The 20,906-nt window shown below is 75.8% G+C and carries 16 protein-coding genes; 4 read left to right on the plus strand and 12 right to left on the minus strand.

Going from position 1 to position 20,906, the window contains the following annotated elements; all coding sequences use genetic code 11:
* The first annotated feature begins 98 nt into the window (after positions 1 to 98).
* Positions 99 to 1,010 (plus strand): helix-turn-helix domain-containing protein, encoded by a 912-nt coding sequence (locus tag Sfr03f_RS07500; protein ID WP_108953515.1) that lies wholly within the window; start codon positions 99 to 101, stop codon positions 1,008 to 1,010.
* Between the two features lie 38 nt (positions 1,011 to 1,048).
* Here the strand turns inward: Sfr03f_RS07500 and Sfr03f_RS07505 are convergent, their stop codons facing one another.
* Complete coding sequence (locus Sfr03f_RS07505) at positions 1,049 to 2,269, minus strand: PucR family transcriptional regulator (protein WP_108952868.1); 1,221 nt, start codon at positions 2,267 to 2,269, stop codon at positions 1,049 to 1,051.
* 186 nt (positions 2,270 to 2,455) lie between these two features.
* Between Sfr03f_RS07505 and Sfr03f_RS07510 the strand changes: the two genes are divergently transcribed.
* The 3 genes from Sfr03f_RS07510 (at position 2,456) to Sfr03f_RS07520 (ending at position 5,188) form a co-directional block, all read left to right on the plus strand.
* Complete coding sequence (locus tag Sfr03f_RS07510; RefSeq protein ID WP_108952869.1) at positions 2,456 to 4,048, plus strand: AMP-binding protein; 1,593 nt, start codon at positions 2,456 to 2,458, stop codon at positions 4,046 to 4,048.
* Positions 4,049 to 4,601: 553 nt separating this feature from the next.
* The gene (locus Sfr03f_RS07515) at positions 4,602 to 4,853 is read left to right on the plus strand and encodes a hypothetical protein (RefSeq protein WP_174721540.1); all 252 of its coding nucleotides are present in this window, start codon (positions 4,602 to 4,604) and stop codon (positions 4,851 to 4,853) included.
* Entirely contained in the window at positions 4,850 to 5,188 is a 339-nt protein-coding gene (locus tag Sfr03f_RS07520; protein WP_159105582.1) for an acyl carrier protein, read from the plus strand. The genes Sfr03f_RS07515 and Sfr03f_RS07520 overlap by 4 nt, the downstream gene beginning before the upstream one ends.
* 280 nt (positions 5,189 to 5,468) lie before the next feature.
* Here the strand turns inward: Sfr03f_RS07520 and Sfr03f_RS07525 are convergent, their stop codons facing one another.
* From Sfr03f_RS07525 to Sfr03f_RS07575, 11 genes are all read right to left on the minus strand, one after another.
* Positions 5,469 to 5,960 (minus strand): hypothetical protein, encoded by a 492-nt coding sequence (locus tag Sfr03f_RS07525; protein ID WP_108953516.1) that lies wholly within the window; start codon positions 5,958 to 5,960, stop codon positions 5,469 to 5,471.
* A 16-nt stretch (positions 5,961 to 5,976) separates the two neighbouring features.
* The gene (locus Sfr03f_RS07530; protein ID WP_108952871.1) at positions 5,977 to 6,213 is read right to left on the minus strand and encodes a hypothetical protein; all 237 of its coding nucleotides are present in this window, start codon (positions 6,211 to 6,213) and stop codon (positions 5,977 to 5,979) included.
* 169 nt (positions 6,214 to 6,382) lie between these two features.
* Positions 6,383 to 7,153 carry a 4'-phosphopantetheinyl transferase family protein gene (locus Sfr03f_RS07535; protein WP_108952872.1) on the minus strand — a complete coding sequence of 257 codons (771 nt, stop codon included), beginning with the start codon at positions 7,151 to 7,153 and terminating at the stop codon, positions 6,383 to 6,385.
* Between the two features lie 7 nt (positions 7,154 to 7,160).
* Entirely contained in the window at positions 7,161 to 8,495 is a 1,335-nt protein-coding gene (locus Sfr03f_RS07540; protein ID WP_108952873.1) for an MFS transporter, read from the minus strand.
* Between the two features lie 126 nt (positions 8,496 to 8,621).
* A complete protein-coding gene (locus Sfr03f_RS07545) occupies positions 8,622 to 8,954 on the minus strand; it encodes a hypothetical protein (RefSeq protein WP_108952874.1) in 333 nt (110 codons plus the stop codon).
* Positions 8,951 to 10,300 carry a glutamate synthase-related protein gene (locus Sfr03f_RS07550; RefSeq protein ID WP_108952875.1) on the minus strand — a complete coding sequence of 450 codons (1,350 nt, stop codon included), beginning with the start codon at positions 10,298 to 10,300 and terminating at the stop codon, positions 8,951 to 8,953. The genes Sfr03f_RS07545 and Sfr03f_RS07550 overlap by 4 nt, the downstream gene beginning before the upstream one ends.
* Positions 10,297 to 11,301, minus strand: coding sequence for an asparagine synthetase A (locus Sfr03f_RS07555; RefSeq protein WP_108952876.1), 1,005 nt, complete (start codon positions 11,299 to 11,301; stop codon positions 10,297 to 10,299). The genes Sfr03f_RS07550 and Sfr03f_RS07555 overlap by 4 nt, the downstream gene beginning before the upstream one ends.
* Positions 11,302 to 11,439: 138 nt before the next feature.
* The gene (locus Sfr03f_RS07560; RefSeq protein ID WP_108952877.1) at positions 11,440 to 12,792 is read right to left on the minus strand and encodes a methylaspartate mutase; all 1,353 of its coding nucleotides are present in this window, start codon (positions 12,790 to 12,792) and stop codon (positions 11,440 to 11,442) included.
* Positions 12,789 to 13,199: a cobalamin B12-binding domain-containing protein gene (locus Sfr03f_RS07565; RefSeq protein WP_108952878.1), complete on the minus strand. Its 411-nt coding sequence runs from the start codon at positions 13,197 to 13,199 to the stop codon at positions 12,789 to 12,791. The genes Sfr03f_RS07560 and Sfr03f_RS07565 overlap by 4 nt, the downstream gene beginning before the upstream one ends.
* 187 nt (positions 13,200 to 13,386) lie before the next feature.
* A complete protein-coding gene (locus tag Sfr03f_RS07570) occupies positions 13,387 to 13,602 on the minus strand; it encodes an MbtH family protein (RefSeq protein ID WP_108952879.1) in 216 nt (71 codons plus the stop codon).
* On the minus strand, positions 13,599 to 20,822 hold the full coding sequence (locus Sfr03f_RS07575; protein ID WP_108952880.1) for a non-ribosomal peptide synthetase: 7,224 nt from the start codon (positions 20,820 to 20,822) through the stop codon (positions 13,599 to 13,601). The genes Sfr03f_RS07570 and Sfr03f_RS07575 overlap by 4 nt, the downstream gene beginning before the upstream one ends.
* Positions 20,823 to 20,906: the final 84 nt, after the last annotated feature.

Consider the following 20,906-nt stretch of genomic DNA (forward strand, 5'->3'; position numbering starts at 1 on the left):
CCCGCTCCCGGCCGTGGCGGACGCGTCCGGAAGAAGTGACGGGCCGTCTCATGAAAGCGCTTGAGTCTCCAGCGGCCGGAAGGTCCAGGATGCCGCTCATGGACGACGAACGCCCCGACGCACTACTCACCATCGGCCGGCTCGCGCGCCGCACCGGACTGCCGGTGCGCACCCTGCGCTTCTGGTCGGACGAGGGCGCGGTGCCGCCCGTGGCCCGCTCCGCGGGCGGCTACCGGCTGTACGACGCCGGGTCCGTGGCCCGCGCCGAACTGGTGCGCACCCTGCGGGAACTGGGCCTCGGGCTCCACGACGTGTGCCGTGTCCTGAGCGGCCGCGCGACGGTCACCGAGGTCGCCGAAGCGCACGTGGCCGCGCTCGACGCGCAGATCCGCGCACTCGAGGTGAGCCGGGCCGTCCTGTCGACCGTGGCGAAACGAGGTTCCACCGTTGAGGAGACCACACTGATGAACCGGTTGGCACGGCTCTCCGCCGCCGAACGCAAGCAGATCGTCGACGAGTTCAAGGAGGAGGTGTTCGGCCACCTGGAGGACCCGGGCCTGCGTGACCGCATACGCGCCTACCGCATCGAACTGCCCGACGACCCGACATCCGAGCAGGTGGACGCCTGGATCGAACTGGCCGATCTGGTGGGGGATCCCGGGTTCCGCGCCCGGCTGCGCACCTGGATGGAGCTGAACACGCCCGTGGCGGGCCAGGGCCGCCCTCCCGGCGCGTCCATCTGGTGGGCGAGGCAGGTCGTGGAGACCGTCGCCGAGGCCAGGCGGCGCGGGGTGCCTCCGGAGGGCCCGGCGGCGGCCGAGGTGGTGTCCGGGCTGTTCGGCTCCACCGACCTGGCCGCCGTGCTGCGCAGCCTGGAGGCCGGGATCGAGGCCGGCGCGGAGCGCTACCACCGGCTCGTCGCCCGGGTGCGGGGCCAGAACCCGTCGCCCGACGCGACCGAGGAACTGCAATGGCTGGCGCGGGCCCTGCGCGCCGTCCACCACCCCTGACCTCACCGTGTGCCGGGCCCGGCCCTCGCCCCGGCCCGTCAGTCCGCGGGGCGGCGCAGTTCCTGGGCGCGCAGGGCGAGCTGCATCTCGAACTGTGCCGTCGGGTCGCGCAGTTGGTCACCGAAGACCTCGTCCAGCTGGCGCAGCCGGTAACGGACGGTCTGCGGATGCACGGCGAGGCGCTGGGCGACCTCGCTCGCGTTGCGGGCGCAGCTCAGCCAGCACAGCAGGGTCTCGGCCAGCCGCTCGCGCTGGGGGGACCGCACGGCGTCGAGCGGACCGAGACGCAGGCGGGCGAGCGCGTCGACCAGTTCCTCGTCACGGAACAGCAGCAGCGTGGGGAGGTGGTCCGCGCAGCGGACCAGACCGGTGTCGCGCAGGATCCCGCGCCGCGTGAGGTCCAGGGCGTCGCGGGCCCAGCGCAGGGAACGGGAGCCCGCGTCCAGCGGGACGGTGGGGCCCAGTGCCGAACGCAGGCCACGCAGCGCCCCGCTGATGGCCCGTTCCCGGCCGAGGCCCTCCGGGTCGGGCACCACGATGACGCCTTCCTGTCCGTCGAAACGGGCGAGGAACTCCGGCGGGAGGATGGGGCGGGCCGCGTCCGGCTCGCCGGGGTGGTCGGTGACGACGACCGCGATGTCGCGCGGCAGGGGCCACCGCGCGGTCCCGGCGAGGTCGGCGACCGCCTCGGGGGCGACCGCCCGCTCCGAGGTGAGCAGGTCCAGCAGCCGGCTGCGGCGTTGCTGCAGCTCGCCGGCGGCGTGCAGCCGGGCCTCGGTGTACCCGCTGGTGGTGGCGGCCGCCATCTCGTCGAGGTGCAGGAAGATGGTTTCGCCGAAGGCGATGAGCACGTGCGGCGGAAGCCGGTGGACCTCGAGGAGTTCGCTCATCCTGCGCCAGGTCACGCGCGCGCCCAGCCGCAGGGCCGACTGGAAGGAGTCGAGGCTGCGGCCCTCCTCCGCCTCGCCCCTCCCGATGCGCTCGTACGTCGCCCGGACGTCGTCCCAGTCGGTGTCGGAGCCGGACAGGCGGGCCAGGAACCCCTCCAGGGCCTGGGCGACTCCCCGGTTCACGACGTGCATGTACGTCTCGTCCGACGGACGGGCGTACTCGGCGATCTCGGTGCGGATGACCCGCACCACCTCCTCGATGATCTCGTCCAGGAAGGGCCGTAAGTGGTCGAGGAGCTCGGCGGGTATCCCCGCCGGCGGAGGACCGCCTTCGGCGGGCTCGGTCCGGGGGCGTGCTCGGTCGGCCATCGAAGCTCTCTCGGCGTGTGGGGACGTCAGGTGGCCCGGTGACCTTACCGCCCGGTAAGTTCACCGGGCCCCACCTCGGCGGACAGATCGTGCGGCGCCCCTTGTCACCGGGGTGACAACGCGGCACGGCCGTTTGCGCGGCCGGACACAAGTGGTCACAGCGCGCAGGGGGCCACCATCCCGCACATGACGGATCTGTTCGAGCGACGGCCCGACGACGAGCCGGGACTGCGTCACTACGCCTCCGGCCTCTCCTGGAACCTGCCCGAGGCCACGGGGGTCCTGTCCGGCCTGCTGGACGGTTCGGCCCGGCGTCACGGGCGCCGCACGGCCCTGTCCGCGCCGGGGAGCCGGACCAGCTTCCGCGAGCTGCGGCGGACGGTGGTGCGGATGGCCGCCGCCCTCACCCGGCTCGGGCTGCGGCGCGGCGACCACTTGGCGCTCCTGCTGCCCGACTGCCCCGAGGCGGTGGTCCTGTGCCACGCGGCGTGGCGGATCGGCGCGATCGTCGTCCCGGGCGAGGTCGAGGACCACCGGCGGGCACTGACGCGGGCGGTGGTGGCCGTGCTGCCTGCCGAGCGGCTCGCGGACGTCGCGTCCGGACGGGGCGACAGCGGGCGTGACCTCCTGCGGGCCGTCGTCACCGTGGAGGTGGCCTCGGCCCGGCGCGGCGACGCGCGGCGCGGTGACGCCCGGCGCGGCGACGCGCGGCGCGGTGACGTCCGGCAGGGCGACGCACGGCAGGGAACGGGTGGCGAGGGCGCCGGGGCTAGGGCCGCGCGCCCGGGGACGGGCGGAGGGCGCGGGACGGCCTCCGCCCTGCACGTCCGGAGGCCACCGGACCCGGCGGCGGCCGCGCCGGGCCGTGCCGCAGGGCGGTCACGCCCGGGGGCCTCGTACGGTGCCTTCGGCGCCCACGGGCCCCGGCCGCCGGAGGACCGCGCGACCGTGGTCGCGTACCGCGACCTCGACCGGGGGACGGGCGGCCGCGACGACGCGGCGACGGCCTGGTGGGACGGGGGCCCCGAGCCCGAGGACATCGCCGTGGCGGTGCCGCGGCGTGACGGCACCAGCGTCTTCCTGAGACACCGGAACGTGCTGGCGGCGGCACACCAGATCGTCGCCTGGCAAACCGCTCCGGCCTCACGCCGGTCACGGCTGCTGTCCACGGTGCCGCTCTCGACGGCCCGGGGGATCGTGGTCTGCACGGCGGCGCTCCTCGCCGGGATCCCCAACGTGCTGGTGCCCGAGAGACACGCCTTCGGCGTGCTCCGGGCGGCACGCCGGCACGCCCCCACCGTCCTCATGGCGTCGCCCGAGGACCTGCGCCGTCTCCTGGAGCGTCCGGCCCACGAGCACGAGGTCCTGGCCTCGGTGCGCACGATCGTGACGGCCCCGCTGGACGCCCTCCTGGGCCGGCGGGTACGGGCGGCACTGGACGCCCGGGTCGTTGAGGCGTACGGGCCCGACGCCGCCGCGGGCGTGGCGCTGGCCAACCCGCTGACCGCGAACGCCCGTCCGGGCACGGCCGGGCTGGCCCTGCCCGGCACCCGGGCGCGGATCGCCGTCGAGGGGTTCCCCGAGGTGGACGTCCTGCCGGGTCACGCGGGTGAACTCCTGCTGCGAGGGCCGCAGTTCGGCGATCTCGGCGGCCTCCGCGGACGTCCGCCCGGTGGCCGGTGGCTGCGCACCGGACGGCTCGCCGTCCGCGGCCCCGACGGGTTCGTCACGCTGCTCGGCGACGGTGACGGACCGGACGGCGCAGCGGCACGACGCTGACGACGGCGCAGCGACACGACGCTGACGACGGTGCCCGGCAGGACGCAGCCGGCGGCAGCCGCAGCCTCGTGGCGTAGCCGTCGAGGAAGGCGGTGTGCGGGACCGCGCCGGCCCCGAGGGCGTCACGTTCGGTACGGGTGAGCACGATGCCGACCAGCACCACGCCGAACACGCCGCTGATCTCCCGCGCCGCGCTCACCAGGCCCGACGCCGTGCCGGTCCGGGTGGCGGGAACGCCCGCGATCTGACCGCACCGTCAACGGCGTGGTCGGTGCCGAGCCGGCGCCGATCGCCACCGGCCCCGGCTGCGGACCGGCGTAGGACGCCCCGGTGCCCGTGCCGGCGACCAGCAGCGGCCCCGCCGCGACCAGCACGAGTCCCGCCGCGGCGGGCCGCGCTCTTCTGCGCGGACCGTTGACCGGGGGTCCGGCCTTGTCACCGCGGTGACAGTTCCCCTCGGACGAACTGTCAGCGGCCCGTCTTCTTCCGCCGCCGCACCGAAGCGGAACCTGGGGCATCGGCCGAACCGCCCCGTCACTTCCGTGGAGTCGAGATGACCGAGACGTTGGAACCAGAGCCCCTGCTGACCGACCGGCTCCGGCACAGGGCCACCCACAGCGCCCACCGGCCCGCCGTCACCCAGGTGGCCTTCCCCGGTCCCGAATCCGCCGGCGTCCTGCGCACCCTGAGCCGGCACGGCCTCGACGCGCGGGCGCGCGCGGTGCGGACGTCGAGCGGGAAGGTGGCGCGCTCCGCCTGCCGGGAGCTCTTCCTGTCCGGCGCACTGAGCGGGGAGGCGCTGTGAGCGGCACGGCAGGGCGCGTCCGCGAGGTGCTGGTGTCGCGCTTCGCCGACTGGTACGGGGTCGCGCCCGAGGACGTGACCGACGACCGCCCGTTCACCGAGTACGGGCTCACGTCCCGGGACGGCGTCGTCCTCACCGTGCTCCTCGGACAGGCCGTGGGGCGGTCACTGCCCGCGACGCTGCTGTGGGACACGCCGACGCCCGCCGCGCTGATCGCCGCCCTCACCGCCCTGGAGGAGCCGGAGCCGCCCACGCCCGAAGCGCCCCCGCCCACCGCCGCCCTCCCCCCGGACGCTCTGCCCCCGGGCGAGGCCGCGGGCGGGCGGCCGTCGTGAGCCACGATCGGGCGGACGCGGCCACCGCCCTGCACCGCTTCGCGGTCGGGGAACCGGACCCCCACCTGGTCACCGGACCTCCCGGTGCGGGTCCTGCTCCCCGCCTCGTACGCAGCGGCCCCCGACCGCGAACGGCCGGTGCTCCACTTCCTCGACGGGGCGCACGACGACCACACCGCAACGGACGCGGAGCCTTCGCCGCCGGGCACGGCGTCCCCGGGGCGGTGCGGTCCACCGTCCCGGGGACACCGTCGCCGACGGCCGTGTCCCGGGGTGCGGGTCAGCCCCCGGCCCCGGCTCCGGTGGCCCCGGCCGGGTTCGCCGCGATCCACTCGTCCAGCTGTTCGCGGGTGGTCGACGGGTCGGCGACGAGCTCGCCGAGGCGGTCGCCGGCGAGGTGGAGGGTGGAGACCGCCGGGCAGCGGCGGCACGCCTCCACGCCCGTCTGGCTCCACCACTGGCACTGCGTTCGCAGGTGACACCGTGGCACAGCGGTCGCGGTCGCGGCCGGGGCGGCCAGGACCCGTTCGACCAGGGTGCAGTCGTCCCCACGGCGGTTCACGCAGTTCGACGTGCAGTGCGAGGCGAACCGCAGGACGCGGCGCGGCTCGACGCCCTCGGGCACCATGCCGAGGACCTGGGACGCCGGAACCGGGTCGGCGAGGTAGACGACGCCGCCGTCTTGCCCCGACCGGACCCCCAGGGCGACGGCCTCCGGGGCGTGCGGGTCCCCGCTGGGGCACCAGGTCCGCGATGACTTCCGCTCTGCCACGGCGATCACCTCCCGGTCAGACGGAGCTGGTGACGTCGGCGGCCTTGCCGATCGGGTCGGTGCCCAGCCCGGCCCCGGCCGCCGTCTCCTGCTCGTAGGCGGCGGCCCGCAGGATGCTCTCCTGCAGCTGCTGGACCGAGGTGATCCGTCCGGTCTGCGTTTCGGCGGCGGACGCGGGCTGGCCCGAGGCGAGGGCGGCGGCGAACAGGGCCGCGGTGCCGACGACCGCGGCGCGGGTGGTCTTCTTGTTCATCTGCGCTCCTTGGGTGCTGGGTGAAGTGGGGTGGATTGCCGGTGGGTCGAACCGCCGGCCCCCGGAGGAAGGCCGGCGGTGTCAACAGGCTGACCGCGGTGCCCCGGTACGGGCGGCAGTCGGTGCGGCAGTCCGGCGGCGGGACGGCCACCGCCGGACTGCCGGTGGGTCACAGCCGGACGGCGACGGCGGCGAAGTGCCCGGCGGGGACCGCGACGTCGGCCAGCAGCCAGCCGACGGGGGCGGCGGGCGTCCGGCCCGCACCGACCCGGGTGCGGGCCGGGTCGTCGCCCAGACCGACGCCGAGCCCTTTGAGGTACGCCTCCTTCCTGGTCCACACGCGGGTGAACGCGTCGGGGCGAAGCTCCGGCGGGAGGGCGGCCAGTTCCGCCGACTCGGCCGGGTGCAGGACGTCCGCGGCCTCCGACACGGTGTCGGGGTGCGGCACCGGTTCGATGTCCACGCCGACCGGGGCCGGGGCGAGGGCGATGAGGCTCAGCCCCTCGCAGTGGGACAGCGAGAAGTGCAGCCGTCCGTCCGGGAGCACGGGACGCCCGTGCGGTTCCCCGCAGCAGGGGCAGGGGGCCCGGGCCAGCGGCACCTTGCTCGGCGCGACGCCGAGGTGGGAGCCGAGCAGGCGGCGCAGCCCGACGTGCGCGCACAGGTAGGTGGCGCGGTCGGCGGGCCGGCGCAGCTCCGCCGCCCTGGCGAGTTCGGCCGGCTCGAGGACGAGCGGTGCGTGGCGTGCGGCGGCCGCCTCGTGGACAGCGGTGGTCACCAGCCACAGCTGCGGGCGGGCTGCGGGCGGACGGACGGGCCGGGGCAGGGGTGCGGGGAGGGGCGGCAGCGGCTCGGGGAACAACGCGGCGGCCGCGGGCGGGGCGGACGCCGTGGCGGCCCCGGGCAGGGCGGGCGGCGCGGGATGGTCAAGGAGGGACATGTCTGCCTCACACGGAAGTGGCGGTGGGCTCCGGTGCGGTGCGGGTGCGGTCGGAGCGGGGCGCCTCGGCGGACGCCATGGCGGGGGCCTCTGCCGGCACCCCGGCCGGCACCTCGGCCGGCGCCTCGGCGGGTGCCTCGGCGCTGCGGAAGGCGAGGACGACGGCGATCGGGGAGAGGGCGACGAGACCGGCGCAGACCAGCCACGTCCGGGTCGGTCCGAGCTGGGTGGAGACGGTCGAGAACAGGGCCAGGGACAAGGGCGCGGCGCCGATGCCGGAGAGGGTGAAGGTGGACATCGCGACGCCCATCCGGCCCTGCGGAACGGCCTGCTGGTAGGCGGTCACCAGGGCCGGGCCGTTGAGGCCGGAGCACAGGCCGACGGCGCAGGCGGTGCCGGCCAGGACGGCGGGCGAGGGGACGAGCGCCATGGCGGCCATGCCGCCGGCGAGGCCGAAGCCGGTCACCACGAGCTTGGCGGGTGCGGGGATGCGGTGGGCGAGGGCCGCGCCGACGGCGGCGGAGGCCAGGGCGCCGGCGCTGAAGGCGGACAGGACCAGGGCGACGGCGCCGACGCCCCAGCCCTCCGCGTGGGCCCTCATGGGGAGGCCGACCTCGGCGGGCCACAGGAAGGCGACGTCGATGCAGAAGCAGGCGATGAACATCCAGCGCAGCCGCGGGTGGGAGGCCAGGAGGCGGAAGCCGTCGCCGGAGCGGCGCAGCAGGGAGGGGCCGCCGGGAACGGGTTCGGGCCTGGCCATGCCGTGCGTGACGTGGGCGGCGCACAGCAGCCAGATCGCGCAGCACACGGCGGCGACCGTCATCGCGGCGGGCAGCTCGCCGACGGTGACCAGCCAGGCGCCGAGGGGGGTTCCGGCGATCGGTGCCAGCCGCAGCACCATGGAGAAGAGGGAGTTGGCGCGACCGAGCTGGTCCTCGGGCGCCAGGCGGGGCAGCAGGACGCCGGAGGCGGAGCCGGTCAGGCCGAGCAGGGTGCCTTCGACGAGGGCGACGGCGACCAGGGGCCACAGGGTGTCGGTGGTCATGGTGACCAGTGCGCCGACGGCGAGGACGGCGACGCGGGCGCCGGTGGCGGGCAGCAGGAGGGCGCGGGGGCCCAGCACGTCGGTGAGGGCGCCTCCGAAGAGGAGGGTGAGGACGCGGGGCAGGGTGGCGGCCAACGTCACCAGGGTGACCGCTCCGGATCCGCCGAGCTGGACGGCGGTCCAGCTCATGGCGATGAGCAGGGCGTAGCTTCCGCCCTGCACGGCGGCCTGGCCTGCGACCAGGCTGCTGATGCGGGGCCAGTCGACGCGGGGCGGGGTGTCGGAGGTGGTCGTCATGGGTCCGGCTTCCTGTGGGCTGTCGGGACGGAGGACTGGTGCGGGTGCGGGTGCGGGTGCGGGACGAGGCGGTTCGGGAGGGGAGGGGAGGGGAGGTGGGACGGGAGGCGATCCGGGGCGGTCGGGTCAGGCGGGTGGGCGGACGCGGACGCGGACGTCGGCGGTGCCGCCGCGCAGGGCGGTGCGGACGGCGAGGGTGACGGCGCGGTCGGCGGCCCGGCGTACGGCGCGTCGCCGGCGCGGGCCGGGTGCGGCCGGTGCCGGGGCGCGCAGTTCGAGACGGCCCCCGATGTGGCCACGGCCGGCCTGGGCGAGGGCCCGTTGGGCGGTGCCGCGAGCCGCGACGGCGAGGGCGTCCTCGCCCGTGGCCGCGCGCGGGGACGCGGTGACGGTGACGCCGGGGGTCTCGTGGACGGAGAAGCGGACGTGGACGGTCCCGCGGCGGCGACGGCGGATCATGACGTACCCTCCGGCGCACCGGCCTGGGCGCCGCTCCGGTCGCCGCTCACGTCGCCGCTCCGGTCGTCGGCCGGGTGTGCCGGGTCGGCGGACGCCGTCGTGGCGGGGTCGGCGGGCCACCACAGGTCGTCGGCGTCCAGGCCGGTGACGGTGTACTTGCCGAGGGCGCTGATCAGCAGCCGCAGTTCGAGGGCGATGCTGTCGGCGAGGCGCTCGAGGCCGTGCTCGGGGTCCTCGTCGACCGCGATCAGGGCGGCGCGGCCGAGTCCGACGGCGGTGGCGCCGAGGGCGAGGGCGCGCAGGACGCGGCCGCCTTCCCACATGCCGCCGGTGGCGAGGAGGCATCCGGCGGGGCGGCCGATGCGGCGCAGGCATTCGGCGAGGGGCAGGCCCACCTGGTCGAGGAAGACGCCGGGGGCCCATCCGGTGCCGCCCTCGGCGCCGTCGACGGTGACCGCGTCGGCGCCGGCGGCCCAGGCGGTGCGCGCGGCGTGCGCGATGTCGCGGCCCGGGTGGAACTTCACCCAGGTGCGGGCCCTGGGGAAGTTGTTGCGCATGAAGCGGAGCTGCTGGCGGAGGATCTCGTCGGTGAAGGTGCCGGGGGTGGCGCAGCGCAGCCGGTGGTCGTCGTCGGGGCCGAAGACCTCCTGGACGGTGAAGCGGCGGGCGAGCCGTGCGGCCTCCTCGCGTCCGACGACGGTCATGCCGCCGAGGCCGGGTTTGGCGCCCTGACCGGTCTTCAGCTCGAAGGCGAGGCGGCCGGTCTCCAGCAGGGGCCGGGTGGCGGGGTCGCTGTAGAGGAGGTTCCAGACCTCGGAGTCGGCGTCCTCGGTGGACTGCTGGACGACCACGCCGCCGGTCCCCTCGGGCGCGGCCTCCAGGTAGGCCTCGACGCGGGCGAGGAGCGCGGAGCGGGTGGTGTCGTCGGCGCGGCGGTAGCCGTGGACGGGGATCATGTTCTCCCCGATGACCATGGGGATGCCGAGTCGCGCGGCCTGCCGGCTCGCGTGGAGGGCGAGGTCGCCGCTGCCGGCCCGGGTGGAACCGAAGGCGGACAGGTACAGGGGGAGCCGGGCGGTGAGACCGCCGGCGCGGGTGGTGAGGTCGACGTCGCCGAACTCGGGCTCGCGGGCGAGGTCGATGAGCTTCTCGAGCCGCTGGGGCATGAACACGGGCGGGACGACGCGCGCCCGGTCGAGGTCGTCCTGAGGCGGGGCGGCGGCCGGTGAGGGACCGAAGAGGCGGGCGCCGTACGTGGCGGGGTGGGGGAAGACCTCGGCGGTGCCGTGACGGGCGCGGGCGCGGACCTGCTCCTCGGGGAAGCCGGGGGCGGTGAGGGCGTTCACGGGGTCACCGCCCCGGGGAGCTTGGGGTAGGCGCTGACCTGCCAGAGGGCGTCGAGACCGGTGAGGAAGCGGACCAGCCGCTGCAGTCCCATCCCGAAGCCGGCGCTGGCGGGGATGCCGTCGCGGGCCTCCTGGAGGTACCAGGCGTACTTGGCGGGGTTCTCGCCGCTCTCCCGCATGCGGGTGACGATGGTGGCGTAGTCGGCCTCGCGCTCGCTGCCGGAGACGAGTTCGCCGTAGCCATGGGGGGCGATCAGGTCGAAGTTGCGCAGCACGCCGGGGTTGTCCGGGTCCTCGCGGTCGTAGAAGCCGCGGGACCCCTTGGGGTAGTCGTTGACGAAGAAGGCGCGGTCGCTCTCCAGGGACAGCAGGCGTTCACCGGTCCAGTCGATCTCGCCGTCGGGGTTCTGCGGGTGGCCCGCGGCGAGGAGGCGGCGCACGGCCTCCTCGTGGGTGCAGACGTCGTACTTGCCGCCGCGGATGTCCGCGAAGTCCTCCTCCCTGCGGCCGAGTTCGCTCAGCAGGCCGGGGACGGCGGTCCAGACGTGCTCGGCGACGCGGGTGAGCAGACCGGCGGCGATCTCCTGGGCGTCCTCGCGGGTCGCGTCGGCGATCTCCACGTCGATCTGGTGGAACTCGACGAGGTGGCGGCCGGTGGTGGCGGTCTCCTCGGGTTCCACACGGACGTTGGGGGCGATGTAGAAGAGCTTGGGGAAGCCGCGCAGCGACGCCTGCTTGTAGAGGATGGCGCTGGTCATCAGCTTGTAGGGGTGGCCGTAGTAGTCGACGTCCAGGGCCTTGGCGCCGCGGCCCCCGGGATCGGTGACCGGTCCGACGAGCGGTGGCAGCAGCTCGGTGAAGCCCTCGCCGCGCAGGAAGTCGCGGGCGGCCTGCAGGGCTTCCTGCTGGACGAGCATGGCGGCGCGCAGCCGGGATGAGCGGAGGTGTTCGCCGAGCGGGGGCGGCGTGCCCGGTGCGCCGGCGCGGAGGGTGCGGTCCATGACGGGACTCCTTCACGAGACGAGAGCGAGGACGAGAGCGGGGAGGGGAGCGGGGACGGGAGCGTGGACAGGAACGAGGACGAGGGGGAGGCGGAGGGGAGGGGCAGGGCGAGGACGGGGGGAGGACCGGGTCGAGGGCTACGTGACGGTGGTCGAGGTCGGGGCGGGCGGGCGGACGGTGAGGCGGGCGGCAGGGGGACGGGCGTGGCCGTCCTCGGGGTTCGGGGGCGCGGAGTCGTAGCGGCGGACGACGTGGTGGAGGGCGGCGAGGAGACCGTCGGCGGTGAGGGGCGCGGCGGTCGTGGCGTCGGCGCCTATCGGCATGCCGCCGGTGGCGGCCCAGCGGAGCCGGCCGGTGGGGTCGACCAGGCCGCGGGAGCGGCCGGGATTGTCGGGGTGGAGGCAGAACGGGACGTCCAGCAGGCCGCGTGCGAAGGCCGCGGGCAGGGCGCGGGACAGGTCGTCATCGAGGTCCAGGACGGTCTCGATCAGGGTCCGGGCCTCCGCGAGGACCTCGCCGCCGTCTGCGTCGGGACCGTCGGGCCCGTCGGGTGCGGCGGGGGGCCCGGCGAGCGCGGCGGCCGCGGCGGCGGTCTCCAGGGCGCGGACGTTCTCCTCCACCGTGGGGATGCGGTGGGCCTCGGCGGTGGTCTTGACGATCAGCCGGCCCGCCCCGGAGCGCACCGCGAGGCGGGCGGAGGCCTCCAGGAGACGGGTCGCGCCGTGCGGGGTGCGCGGATAGACGCCCATGTAGGTGTAGAGCACCACGTGGTGGTCCACGCCCGCGGGCAGGAACTCCGCGGCGAGCCGGCGCAGCGCGCGGACCGCCTCCTCGTCCTGGCCCGGGTGGGTCTGCTGGGCGTAGCTGAGGGAGACGCTGCGGATCCCGTGCTGGGCGAAGAACAGGCACTCCAGGACGCTCAGGGCGACGAGCAGACCGGGCGGGCACAGCTGGCCGAGCAGGCAGCCGCCGAAGCTCTCCACGTGCGGGACGGCGCCCGGACGGACGGCGCCGGCCAGCAGTTCGCAGGCGCGGGCCCAGGCGGCGACGGAGCGGCGCAGGGGGGTGCGTCCGTAGGGCAGGCAGTAGGAGACGGGACCGCCCTCGGTGGCGTCCAGGCCGGCCGCGGTGAGCGCGCGGACGATGGCCTCGGGCCGGGCGGAGCCGTGCCGGACCTGGACGGGGAACCCCTCGTCGACCAGTCCCGCCAGGAGGGCGCGGGTGACGGCGGCCGGGTGGGTGGCGATCGGGTAGCCGTTGAGGCGGGCTCCGTCGGCGACCGCCGCGCGGGCGGCGGCCAGGTCGCCGACGCGGGTGTAGCTGTCGACGGTCAGCGTGCCCGCGGTGGTGGCGGTGGCGGCCCGGGTCCTCTCGAGGCCGGCCCGCATCAGGCGGGGGTCCCCGAACCCCATGCGGGGCTGGACGACGAGCCGGCCGGCGTCCGCGGCGGCGGCGACGAAGGCGCCGAAGGAGACGTGGCGGGCGGTCATGCCGGCACCCCGCCGTGGACACGGGCGGCGAGGAAGCCGCGCAGGGCGTCCAGGTCGTCGCCGAGGACGGCGTCGCAGCCGGCCCGCAGCAGGCGGGCCGTCTCCGTCTCCTGCGGGCGGCCGGCGACGCCCAGCTTGCCGCCGATCACCACCGGGACGGCGGCGAGAGCGGGTTCGGCGCGCAGCCGGCGGACGGCGGCGAGGCCGTCGCGGTAGCCGTGCCCGTTGACGCTGCTGAGCACCACCGCGTCGGGAGCGTGCCGCCGGCAGGCGTCGGCCAGCTCCTCGGCGTCCACGCAGGGGCCGAGTCCGACGACCTCGTGGCCCAGCTCGCCGAGGAAGAGCTGGAGATACACGAGATTCCAGGTGTGGGAATCCGAAGCGGTTCCGCTCAGGAGTATCTTCATGTCATAGAGAATAGATTTCCCGGGATTCCGGAAGGGGAAGCGGAGGCGGCAGCAGTGACCGGCAGTTTCCCGCACGCTTTTCCCGCACGGGGAAATCAGGACGGCGAGGACCGGAAAAGCGGGAAGCGCCGTGTCCCGCGGGAGCTGCGGGACACGGCGCTTCTCGGTTCCAGGGGTACCGGCGGTCTCAGGTGTACTGGGCGACGAGGCTGCGCGGGCGGATGTCGGTCCAGTTGGCGGTCACGTACTCCAGGGCCTCGTCCCGGTTCCCCGGTCCCCAGACGCCGGCCCAGCCGGCCGGCACGTCCGCGAAGGCGGGCCACAGGGAGTGCTGACCTTCGTCGTTCACGACGACGTGGAAGGTTCCCTCGGAATTGTCGAACGGGTTGACGGAATCACTCATGACTGGCTCCTCGATTCTTCCTTCTCCACGATGGAGAGCTTTTCCGAAATGATTCTTCCGATGTGCGAGAGAGGTTCCGGTTCGGTCATGCGGAGGTGTTCGGATTCCACGGTGTGGTTCTCCACGACGCCCTCGGTGCAGGAAATCCACGTGGCGGCCAGGGCGCCCTCCGGTTCACCGGGCCTGCGGGCCGTGAAGAACGTCAGGTCCGCGTCGGCGACGCCCGGGACGTACCGCGCCATGAGGCCGGCGTGGGTCTGCGAGGCGTGCAGCACGGCATCCAGCTCCGCGGCGGAGAAGCCGGCCAGCACCGGGTCCTCACGGGCGATCCGCTCCCTCGCGGCGGCCGGGTCCCCGCCGCCCGGCACCGGCTCTCCCACGCCGGGTGCCTCGTCCGGCAGCACGGACACGCTGCCGGGCCCCGTCAGGTGGGCGTCCATCAGCGCGAGGAGTTCGACGCGTTCGCCCGCCGCGCGCAGCCGCACCGCCATGGCGTGGGCGACGATCCCGCCGAAGGACCAGCCGAGCAGCCGGTAGGGGCCCCAGGGCTGCACCTGCCGGATCCGCTCCAGGTAGTCGTCGGCCATCTCCTCCACGCTGCGCGGCCGGTGTCCCGGCTCGCTCAGCGCCCGGGCCTGCAGCGCGTACAGCGGCTGGTCGTCGCCCAGGTGACGGGCCAGGCCCGCGTAGGACCAGCCGACGCCGGTGCCGGGGTGGACGCAGAACAGCGGGCGGCGGGCGCCACGGGTGCTCAGGGGCAGCAGCACGCCCAGCGCGCCGGCCGTGCCGTCGTCGTCCGCGCCGAGCAGCCCGGCCGGGGTGGGCTGCCGGAACAGGTCGCGGACGGTTCGCTCGACGCCCAGGACGCTGCGCATGCGGCTGACCAGGCGCACGCCGAGCAGCGAATGGCCGCCCAGGGTGAAGAAGTTGTCGTCGATGCCGACCCGTTCCACGCCGAGGACCTCGGCGAACAGGCCGCACAGCACCTCCTCGCGGGCGTTGCGGGGCAGCCTGCCTTCGGCCGCGGCGGCCCGGTCCGGGGCGGGCAGCGCCGCGCGGTCCGGTTTGCCGTTGACGGTCAGCGGCAGGGCGTCGAGGACGACGACGGCGGACGGCACCAGGTGGTCGGGGAGCGTCCGCCGGACCCGGGCGAGCAGTCCGGGCCCGGTGACGGTGTGCCCCTCGCGCGGGACGACGTAACCGACGAGGGTCTTCCCGCCGGGCCCGTCCTCGCGGACGACGGCCAGCGCCTGCCCGACCCCGGGGAGGCATGCCAGCGCCTGCTCCACCTCCCCGGGTTCCACGCGCACGCCGCGCAGCTTGACCTGGCCGTCCGCGCGCCCCAGGAAGCGCAGCTCGCCGGCGGGAGTCCACAGGACCCGGTCCCCGGTGCGGTACATGCGGCTGCCGTCGGTCTCGAACGGGTCGGGGACGAACCGTTCCGCGGTCAGGGCGGGCCGGCCGACGTAGCCGCGGGCCACGTGGGCGCCGGCGATGTACAGCTCGCCCGGCACGCCCGGCGGGACGGGGCGCAGCGCCTCGTCGAGGACGTGGCCGCGGGTGTTGTCCATCGGGTTGCCGAGGTGGATGCCGGTGCCGCGCAGGGTGCGCTGCGCGGTGCCGAACCACTGGTTGTGGGAGGCGAAGGTGGTCTCGGTGGGTCCGTAGGAGTGGACCAGGGCGGTGTCCGGGCAGTGGGAGAGGACCCGCTGGAGCGCGACCGGGGAGACGACGTCGCCGCCGGTCCACACCTCGCGCAGCAGCCGGAGGGTGTCCAGGCCCTCCTCGGCCATCAGGTGGAACAGGCCGGCGGTGAAGTAGGCGGCGGTCGCACCGTGCTCGCGGACGGCCCGGGCCGTCTCCGTGAGGTCGGTGCCGTCACCCGGCATGACGACCAGGCTGCCGCCGTTGAGGAGCGGCACCCAGATCTCGAAGACCGAGGCGTCGAAGCCGGTCGCCGAGTGGACCAGCATCCGGCGCGGCGCGCCGGCGGCGACGTCGCGGTCGGCGGCCAGCTCGAGCACGTTGCGGTGGGTCACCCCCACGCCCTTGGGCCGGCCGGTCGAGCCGGACGTGAACATCACGTACATCAGGTCGTCGCCGGTCGCCCCCGCGCTGTCCGCCGGGTCCGTGGCGTCTGCCGGGTCCGCGGCGCCCGCGAAGTCCGCGGCGCTCGGGGAGACTTCGCCGTCCGCGCGGATGCCGGTGGGCCCGGGGGCCGGGTCCTGGCCGGCGGGTGCGTCCACGGCCAGCACCCGCCAGGCGCCGGCCGCGTCGGCGCCGCCCGCCTCGGCGCCCGGCACCGCGGCGGCGTGGGCGGTGTCGGTGGCGACGAGCCGGGCCGCGCCGTCCTCGAGCATCAGCCGGAGCCGGGCGGCGGGCAGCCGCGGGTCCAGCGGGAGGTAGGCGGCGCCGCAGCGCAGGACGGCGAGCGCGGTGACCACCAGGGGCACGCCGCGTTCCAGCAGCACGCCGACGGTGTCGCCGCGCCGCACCCCGGCGGCCCGCAGGCGGGTGGCCAGGGCGGCGGCCCGCTCGTCGAGTTCCCGGCGGGTGACGGTCTCCTCGCCGGCGATCAGCGCGGGTTCGTCCGGGGCGCTCCGGGCTCGCCGGGCGATCCGCTCGTGGACCGTGCCGGGGGCGGGTCCGGTGGTGGCGGTGTCGTTGTGCTCGGCCAGCCGGAACCGGTCGGCGTCGGTGAGCAGCGGGACGTCGGCGATGCGCAGGCCGGGGTCGGCGGCCGCGGCGCGCAGGATTGCCTCGAGGTGGGCGGCGAGCACGGCGGCGGTCGCCTCGTCGAACAGGTCGGCGGCGTACTCCAGTCCGCCGGCCAGGCCGAGCGGGCGGCCCCGCGGGTCGCGCCGCTCCGTCAGGGCGAAGGTCAGGTCGAACTTGACGGACGCGGTGGACAGCAGCCCCGGCTCGGCGTCCCGGAACAGCTCCTGCCCGCCGCCGGCCGCCGGGCCGTCGTCCTGGTGGAGCTGGACGACGATCTGGGCCAGCGGGTGGCGGGCGGCGGAGCGGTCCGGGTTCAGGTGCTCCACCACGCGCTCGAAGGGCAGGTCCTGGTGCGCGTAGGCGGCCAGGTCGGCCTGCCGGACCCGTTCCAGGAGCTCGGTGAAGGCGGGATCGCCGGAGGTGTCGGTGCGCAGCACCAGGGTGTTGACGAAGAAGCCGACGAGGCCGGCGAGCCTCTCGTCGTCGCGTCCGGCGGTCATGGTGGCCAGCGGCAGGTCGGTGCCCGCGCCGTGCCGGGTGAGGAGGGCGGCGAGCGCCGCCTGCAGAACCATGAACAGGGTGGCTCCGGAGTGCCGGGCCAGCTCGTCGAGGGCCCGGTGGGTGGCGGCGTCGAGGACGATCGGGACGTGGCCGCCCCGGTGGGAGGGCTCGGCGGGGCGGGGCCGGGCGGCGGGCAGCTCCAGCACCGGCGGGGCCCCGGCCAGGTTCCGTGCCCAGAACTCCAGGTGATCCCGTACGGCCGCCTCGTCGGAGGCAAGTTCGTGCTGCCAGAGGGCGTAGTCGGCGTACTGGACGGGCAGCGGCTCCCAGCCGGGGGCGCGGCCCTCGGCGCGGGCACGGTAGGCGGTGGCGAGGTCGCCGAGGAGGGGGCCGACGGACCAGCCGTCGGCGGCGATGTGGTGGACGACCAGGACCAGGAGCTGTCCGCCGTCGTCCTCCTCGACCAGCCAGGCCTTCAGCGGGATCTCGTGGGCCAGGTCGAAGACGTGCCCCGCGGCCTCGGCGACCGTGGCGGCGAGCCGGCCCGGGGCCGCTTTCCGCCGGACGAGGCCGGGCCGGGCGGCGGGCAGGACGTCCTGGTGGGGTTCGCCGTCCGCCGACCGGTAGACGGTGCGCAGCACCTCGTGCCGGTCGGTCAGGTCGGCGAGTGCCTGCTCCAGGACGCCGGCGTCGAGCGGCGCGGTCGGGCGCAGGACGAGGGGGATGTCGTAGGCGGCGCCGGGGCCCTCCATGACGTCCACGAACCACAGCCGGCGCTGCGCGGAGGACAGCGGGAGACGCTCGGGGCGGTGCGCGCGGGCGACCGGCCGGGGACGGGACTCCCCGGCGGCGGATCCGCCGGGGAGCGGTCCGGCGGTGGCGGCGATGCGGCGGGCGAGGGCGTCGGGGGAGGGGGCGAGCAGCAGGTCGCTGACGCGGACCTCGGCGCCGAGGCGGGCGCGGATCCGGTTGGCGAGGCGGACGCCGCTCATGGAGTGTCCGCCGATGGTGAAGAAGCCCTCGTGTGGGCCCACGTCCTCCAGACCGAGGATCTCGGCGAACAACTCCCGCAGCACGTCCACGTGTTCGGCGGGCGGCTCCTCACCGGCGGCCGGGTCCGGGCCCACCTCGGCGGTGCGCTCGCGGCGTTCGTCCAGGGCGCGCCGGTCGGCGGGGGCGATCAGCCCGGCGTCCTCCACGCGGGCCGCGGGATCGTCGGCGGCGGCGCGCAGGGCGCGCTCGAAGGCGGTGAGCAGGAGGCGGACGGTGTTCTCGTCGAGGACGTCGTGCGCGTACTCCAGGCCGATGCGCAGGCCGGCGGGGGCGCCGTCCGGACCGTGGTGCTCCACGCAGGCGGCGGTCAGGTCGAAGGGGGTGGTGGCCGGGCCGTCCCCGGCGAAGCGGCCCGGGACCGGGCCGAGGGCGAAGGAAGTGTCGGCGGGCGCGGCGGGCGTGAGGGTGAGCATCACCTGGAACAGGGGGTGGACGCCCGGGGTGCGGGGCGGGTTGAGGTGTTCGACGAGCAGGTCGAAGGGCACCCGCTGGTGGGCGAAGGCGGCGAGGTCGGCGTCGCGGACCCGCTCGAGAAGTTCGGCGAAGGCCGGTGCGCCGGAGGTGTCGGTGGGCAGCACCAGGGTGTTGACGAAGAAACCGACGAGGGAGTCGAGCGCCTCGTCGTCGCGTCCGGCGACCGGGGTGCCCAGGGTGACCCGCTCGCCGGCGCCCGCAGCGCGCAGCACGAGGGCGAGGGCGGCCTGCAGGACCATCAGGACACTGGCGTCGTGGTCGGTGGCCAGCCGGGCGAGGCGGGCGTGCGTGGCGGCGTCGACGTCAGCGGTGACCAGGGCGCCCCGGCGGCCGGGGACGGCGGGGCGGGGGCGGTCGAGGGGCAGCTCGGCCACCGCGGGCATCCCGTCCAGGGCGGAGCGCCAGTGGGCCAGGCCCCGGGAGACGGCGGAGTCCGCGTCCCGCGGGTCGCCCAGGACGTCGTTCTGCCACAGGGTGTAGTCGGCGTACTGGACGGGCAGCGGCTCCCAGCCGGGGGCGCGCCCCCGGACCCGGTCGGCGTAGGCGCGGGCCAGATCGGTCATCAGCGGGGTGAGGGACCAGCCGTCGCCCGCCACGTGGTGCAGGAGCACGGCGAGGGTCGCGCCGGGACCGTCCTGCGGCAGGAACAGGGCGACCCGCAGCGGAAGGTCGCGGGAGAGGTCGAAGCTCTCGGCGGTGAACCGGGCCACCCGGCCGGGGACCTCACCGGCCGGGCACTCCACGGTGCGCAGCCGGACCACCGACGGGGCCAGGACGTGCTGGTACGGCTCCTCGTCCGGGGTGAGGAACACGGTGCGCAGCACCTCGTGCCGTTCGGCGAGGTCGGTGACGGCGGCGGCCAGCGCTGCCGGGTCGGGCCGCGCGTCCAGTTCGAGGACGATCGGCATGTTGTACGCGGCGGACGGACCGTCGAGCTGGTCGACCAGCCACAGCCGCCGCTGGGCGTGGGACAGCGGCACCCGGTCCTCGGGGGACAGCGGCTTCTCGTGGACGACCGGCAGCCGCGGGTCGGTGGTGCGCAGGGCCTTGCGGTCGATCTTGCCGGAGCTGGTGCGGGGCAGGGCGACGACGACGGCGACGGCTGCCGGGACGGCGGCGGCCGGCATGCGCTCGCGCACCCAGTCGCGCAGCTCGCCCGCGCCCGCGGCGCCGTCGGTCACGGCGAAGGCGACGAGCCGTTTGACGCCGTCGGCCTCCTGCTGGGCCACGACCGCCGCCTCCCGGACCGCGGGGTGGCCGGCGAGGACGGAGTCGACGGCGGCCGGGTCGATGCGCTGCCCGCCGATCTTCACCTCGTCGTCGACGCGGCCGTGGAAGAGGATCTGCCCGTCGTCCCCGACCTCGACCAGGTCACCCGTGCGGTAGGCGCGCTCCCCGTTCAGCGTGGTGAAACGACGGGCGTTGAGCTCGGGGCGGCCGAGGTAGCCGCGGGTCAGGCCGCCGCCCAGCAGCCACAGTTCGCCGTCGACGACGGCGGTGCGGACGCCGGGCAGGGGACGGCCGATGGGGACGGGACCGCCGTCGTGGTCGGTGAGGTCGGCGACGGTGGCGGCGACCGTCGCCTCGGTGGGCCCGTAGCTGTTGAGGAGGCGGACCCGGCCACCGGTCAGCTCGCGCCACTGGGCGACCCGCTCCGGCAGGGCGGCCTCGCCGAAGGTGCCCACCAGACGCAGGCAGTCGGGCAGCCGCGCGGACCCGGTGGACAGCACGTGGACCAGCTCGTGCCAGTAGGCGGCGGGCAGGTCCACCAGGGTGACGCCGTGGCGGGCGCACCCGGTGAGGAACTCGCCGACGTCCAGCATGTCGTCGGTGCGCAGCACCAGGGTGGCGCCCGCGCCCAGGGCGCTGAAGATCTCCTGGACACTGGCGTCGAAGTGCAGCGGGCTGAACTGGAGGATCCGGTCGTCGGGGCCGATGCCGTAGGCGGGGATGACGCCGGCCGTGAAGTGGGCGAGGGAGTCGTGGGCGACGACGACGCCGTTGGGGGTGCCGGTGGACCCGGAGGTGTAGATGACGTAGGCGGCGTCCGCGTCGACGCCGGGGCCGGGGAGGACGAGTTCGCCGTGCCGGGCGACGTCGGCGGGCGAGGGCGCGTCCGTGCCGCAGCAGTCCCGCAGGATCGCCCCGTTGCGCGCCTCGGGCGCCTGGACGTCCAGCGGCAGGTAGGCGGCCCCGGTGGTCAGGACGGCCAGGATGCCGACGATCGCCTCGACGGAGCGCGGCCGGTGCACGGCGACCAGTCGGCCGGGCCCGGCGCCGGCCGCGGCCAGCTCGGCGGCCCGCTCGTCCACCGCGGCGGCGAGCTCGGCGTAGGTGAGGCCGGCCGCGCCCTGGACCAGGGCGCGGGCGCCGGGCCGGACGCGCGCCTGACGGGCGACGAGCTCGAGGACCGGCGGGGCAGGCGACGGGGACGGTCCGCCGTCCAGCAGGTTTTCCGTTCCTATGGGGGGCATGCTGAGTTCCTCCGGTGAAGGGCACGGCCGAGAGACCGGGGCGAACGGTTCCTCTCGCCTCCGTGCCCTTCACGCTAGGGGCGG

Source organism: Streptomyces fragilis (assembly GCF_003112515.1).
Lineage (GTDB): Bacteria > Actinomycetota > Actinomycetes > Streptomycetales > Streptomycetaceae > Streptomyces > Streptomyces fragilis.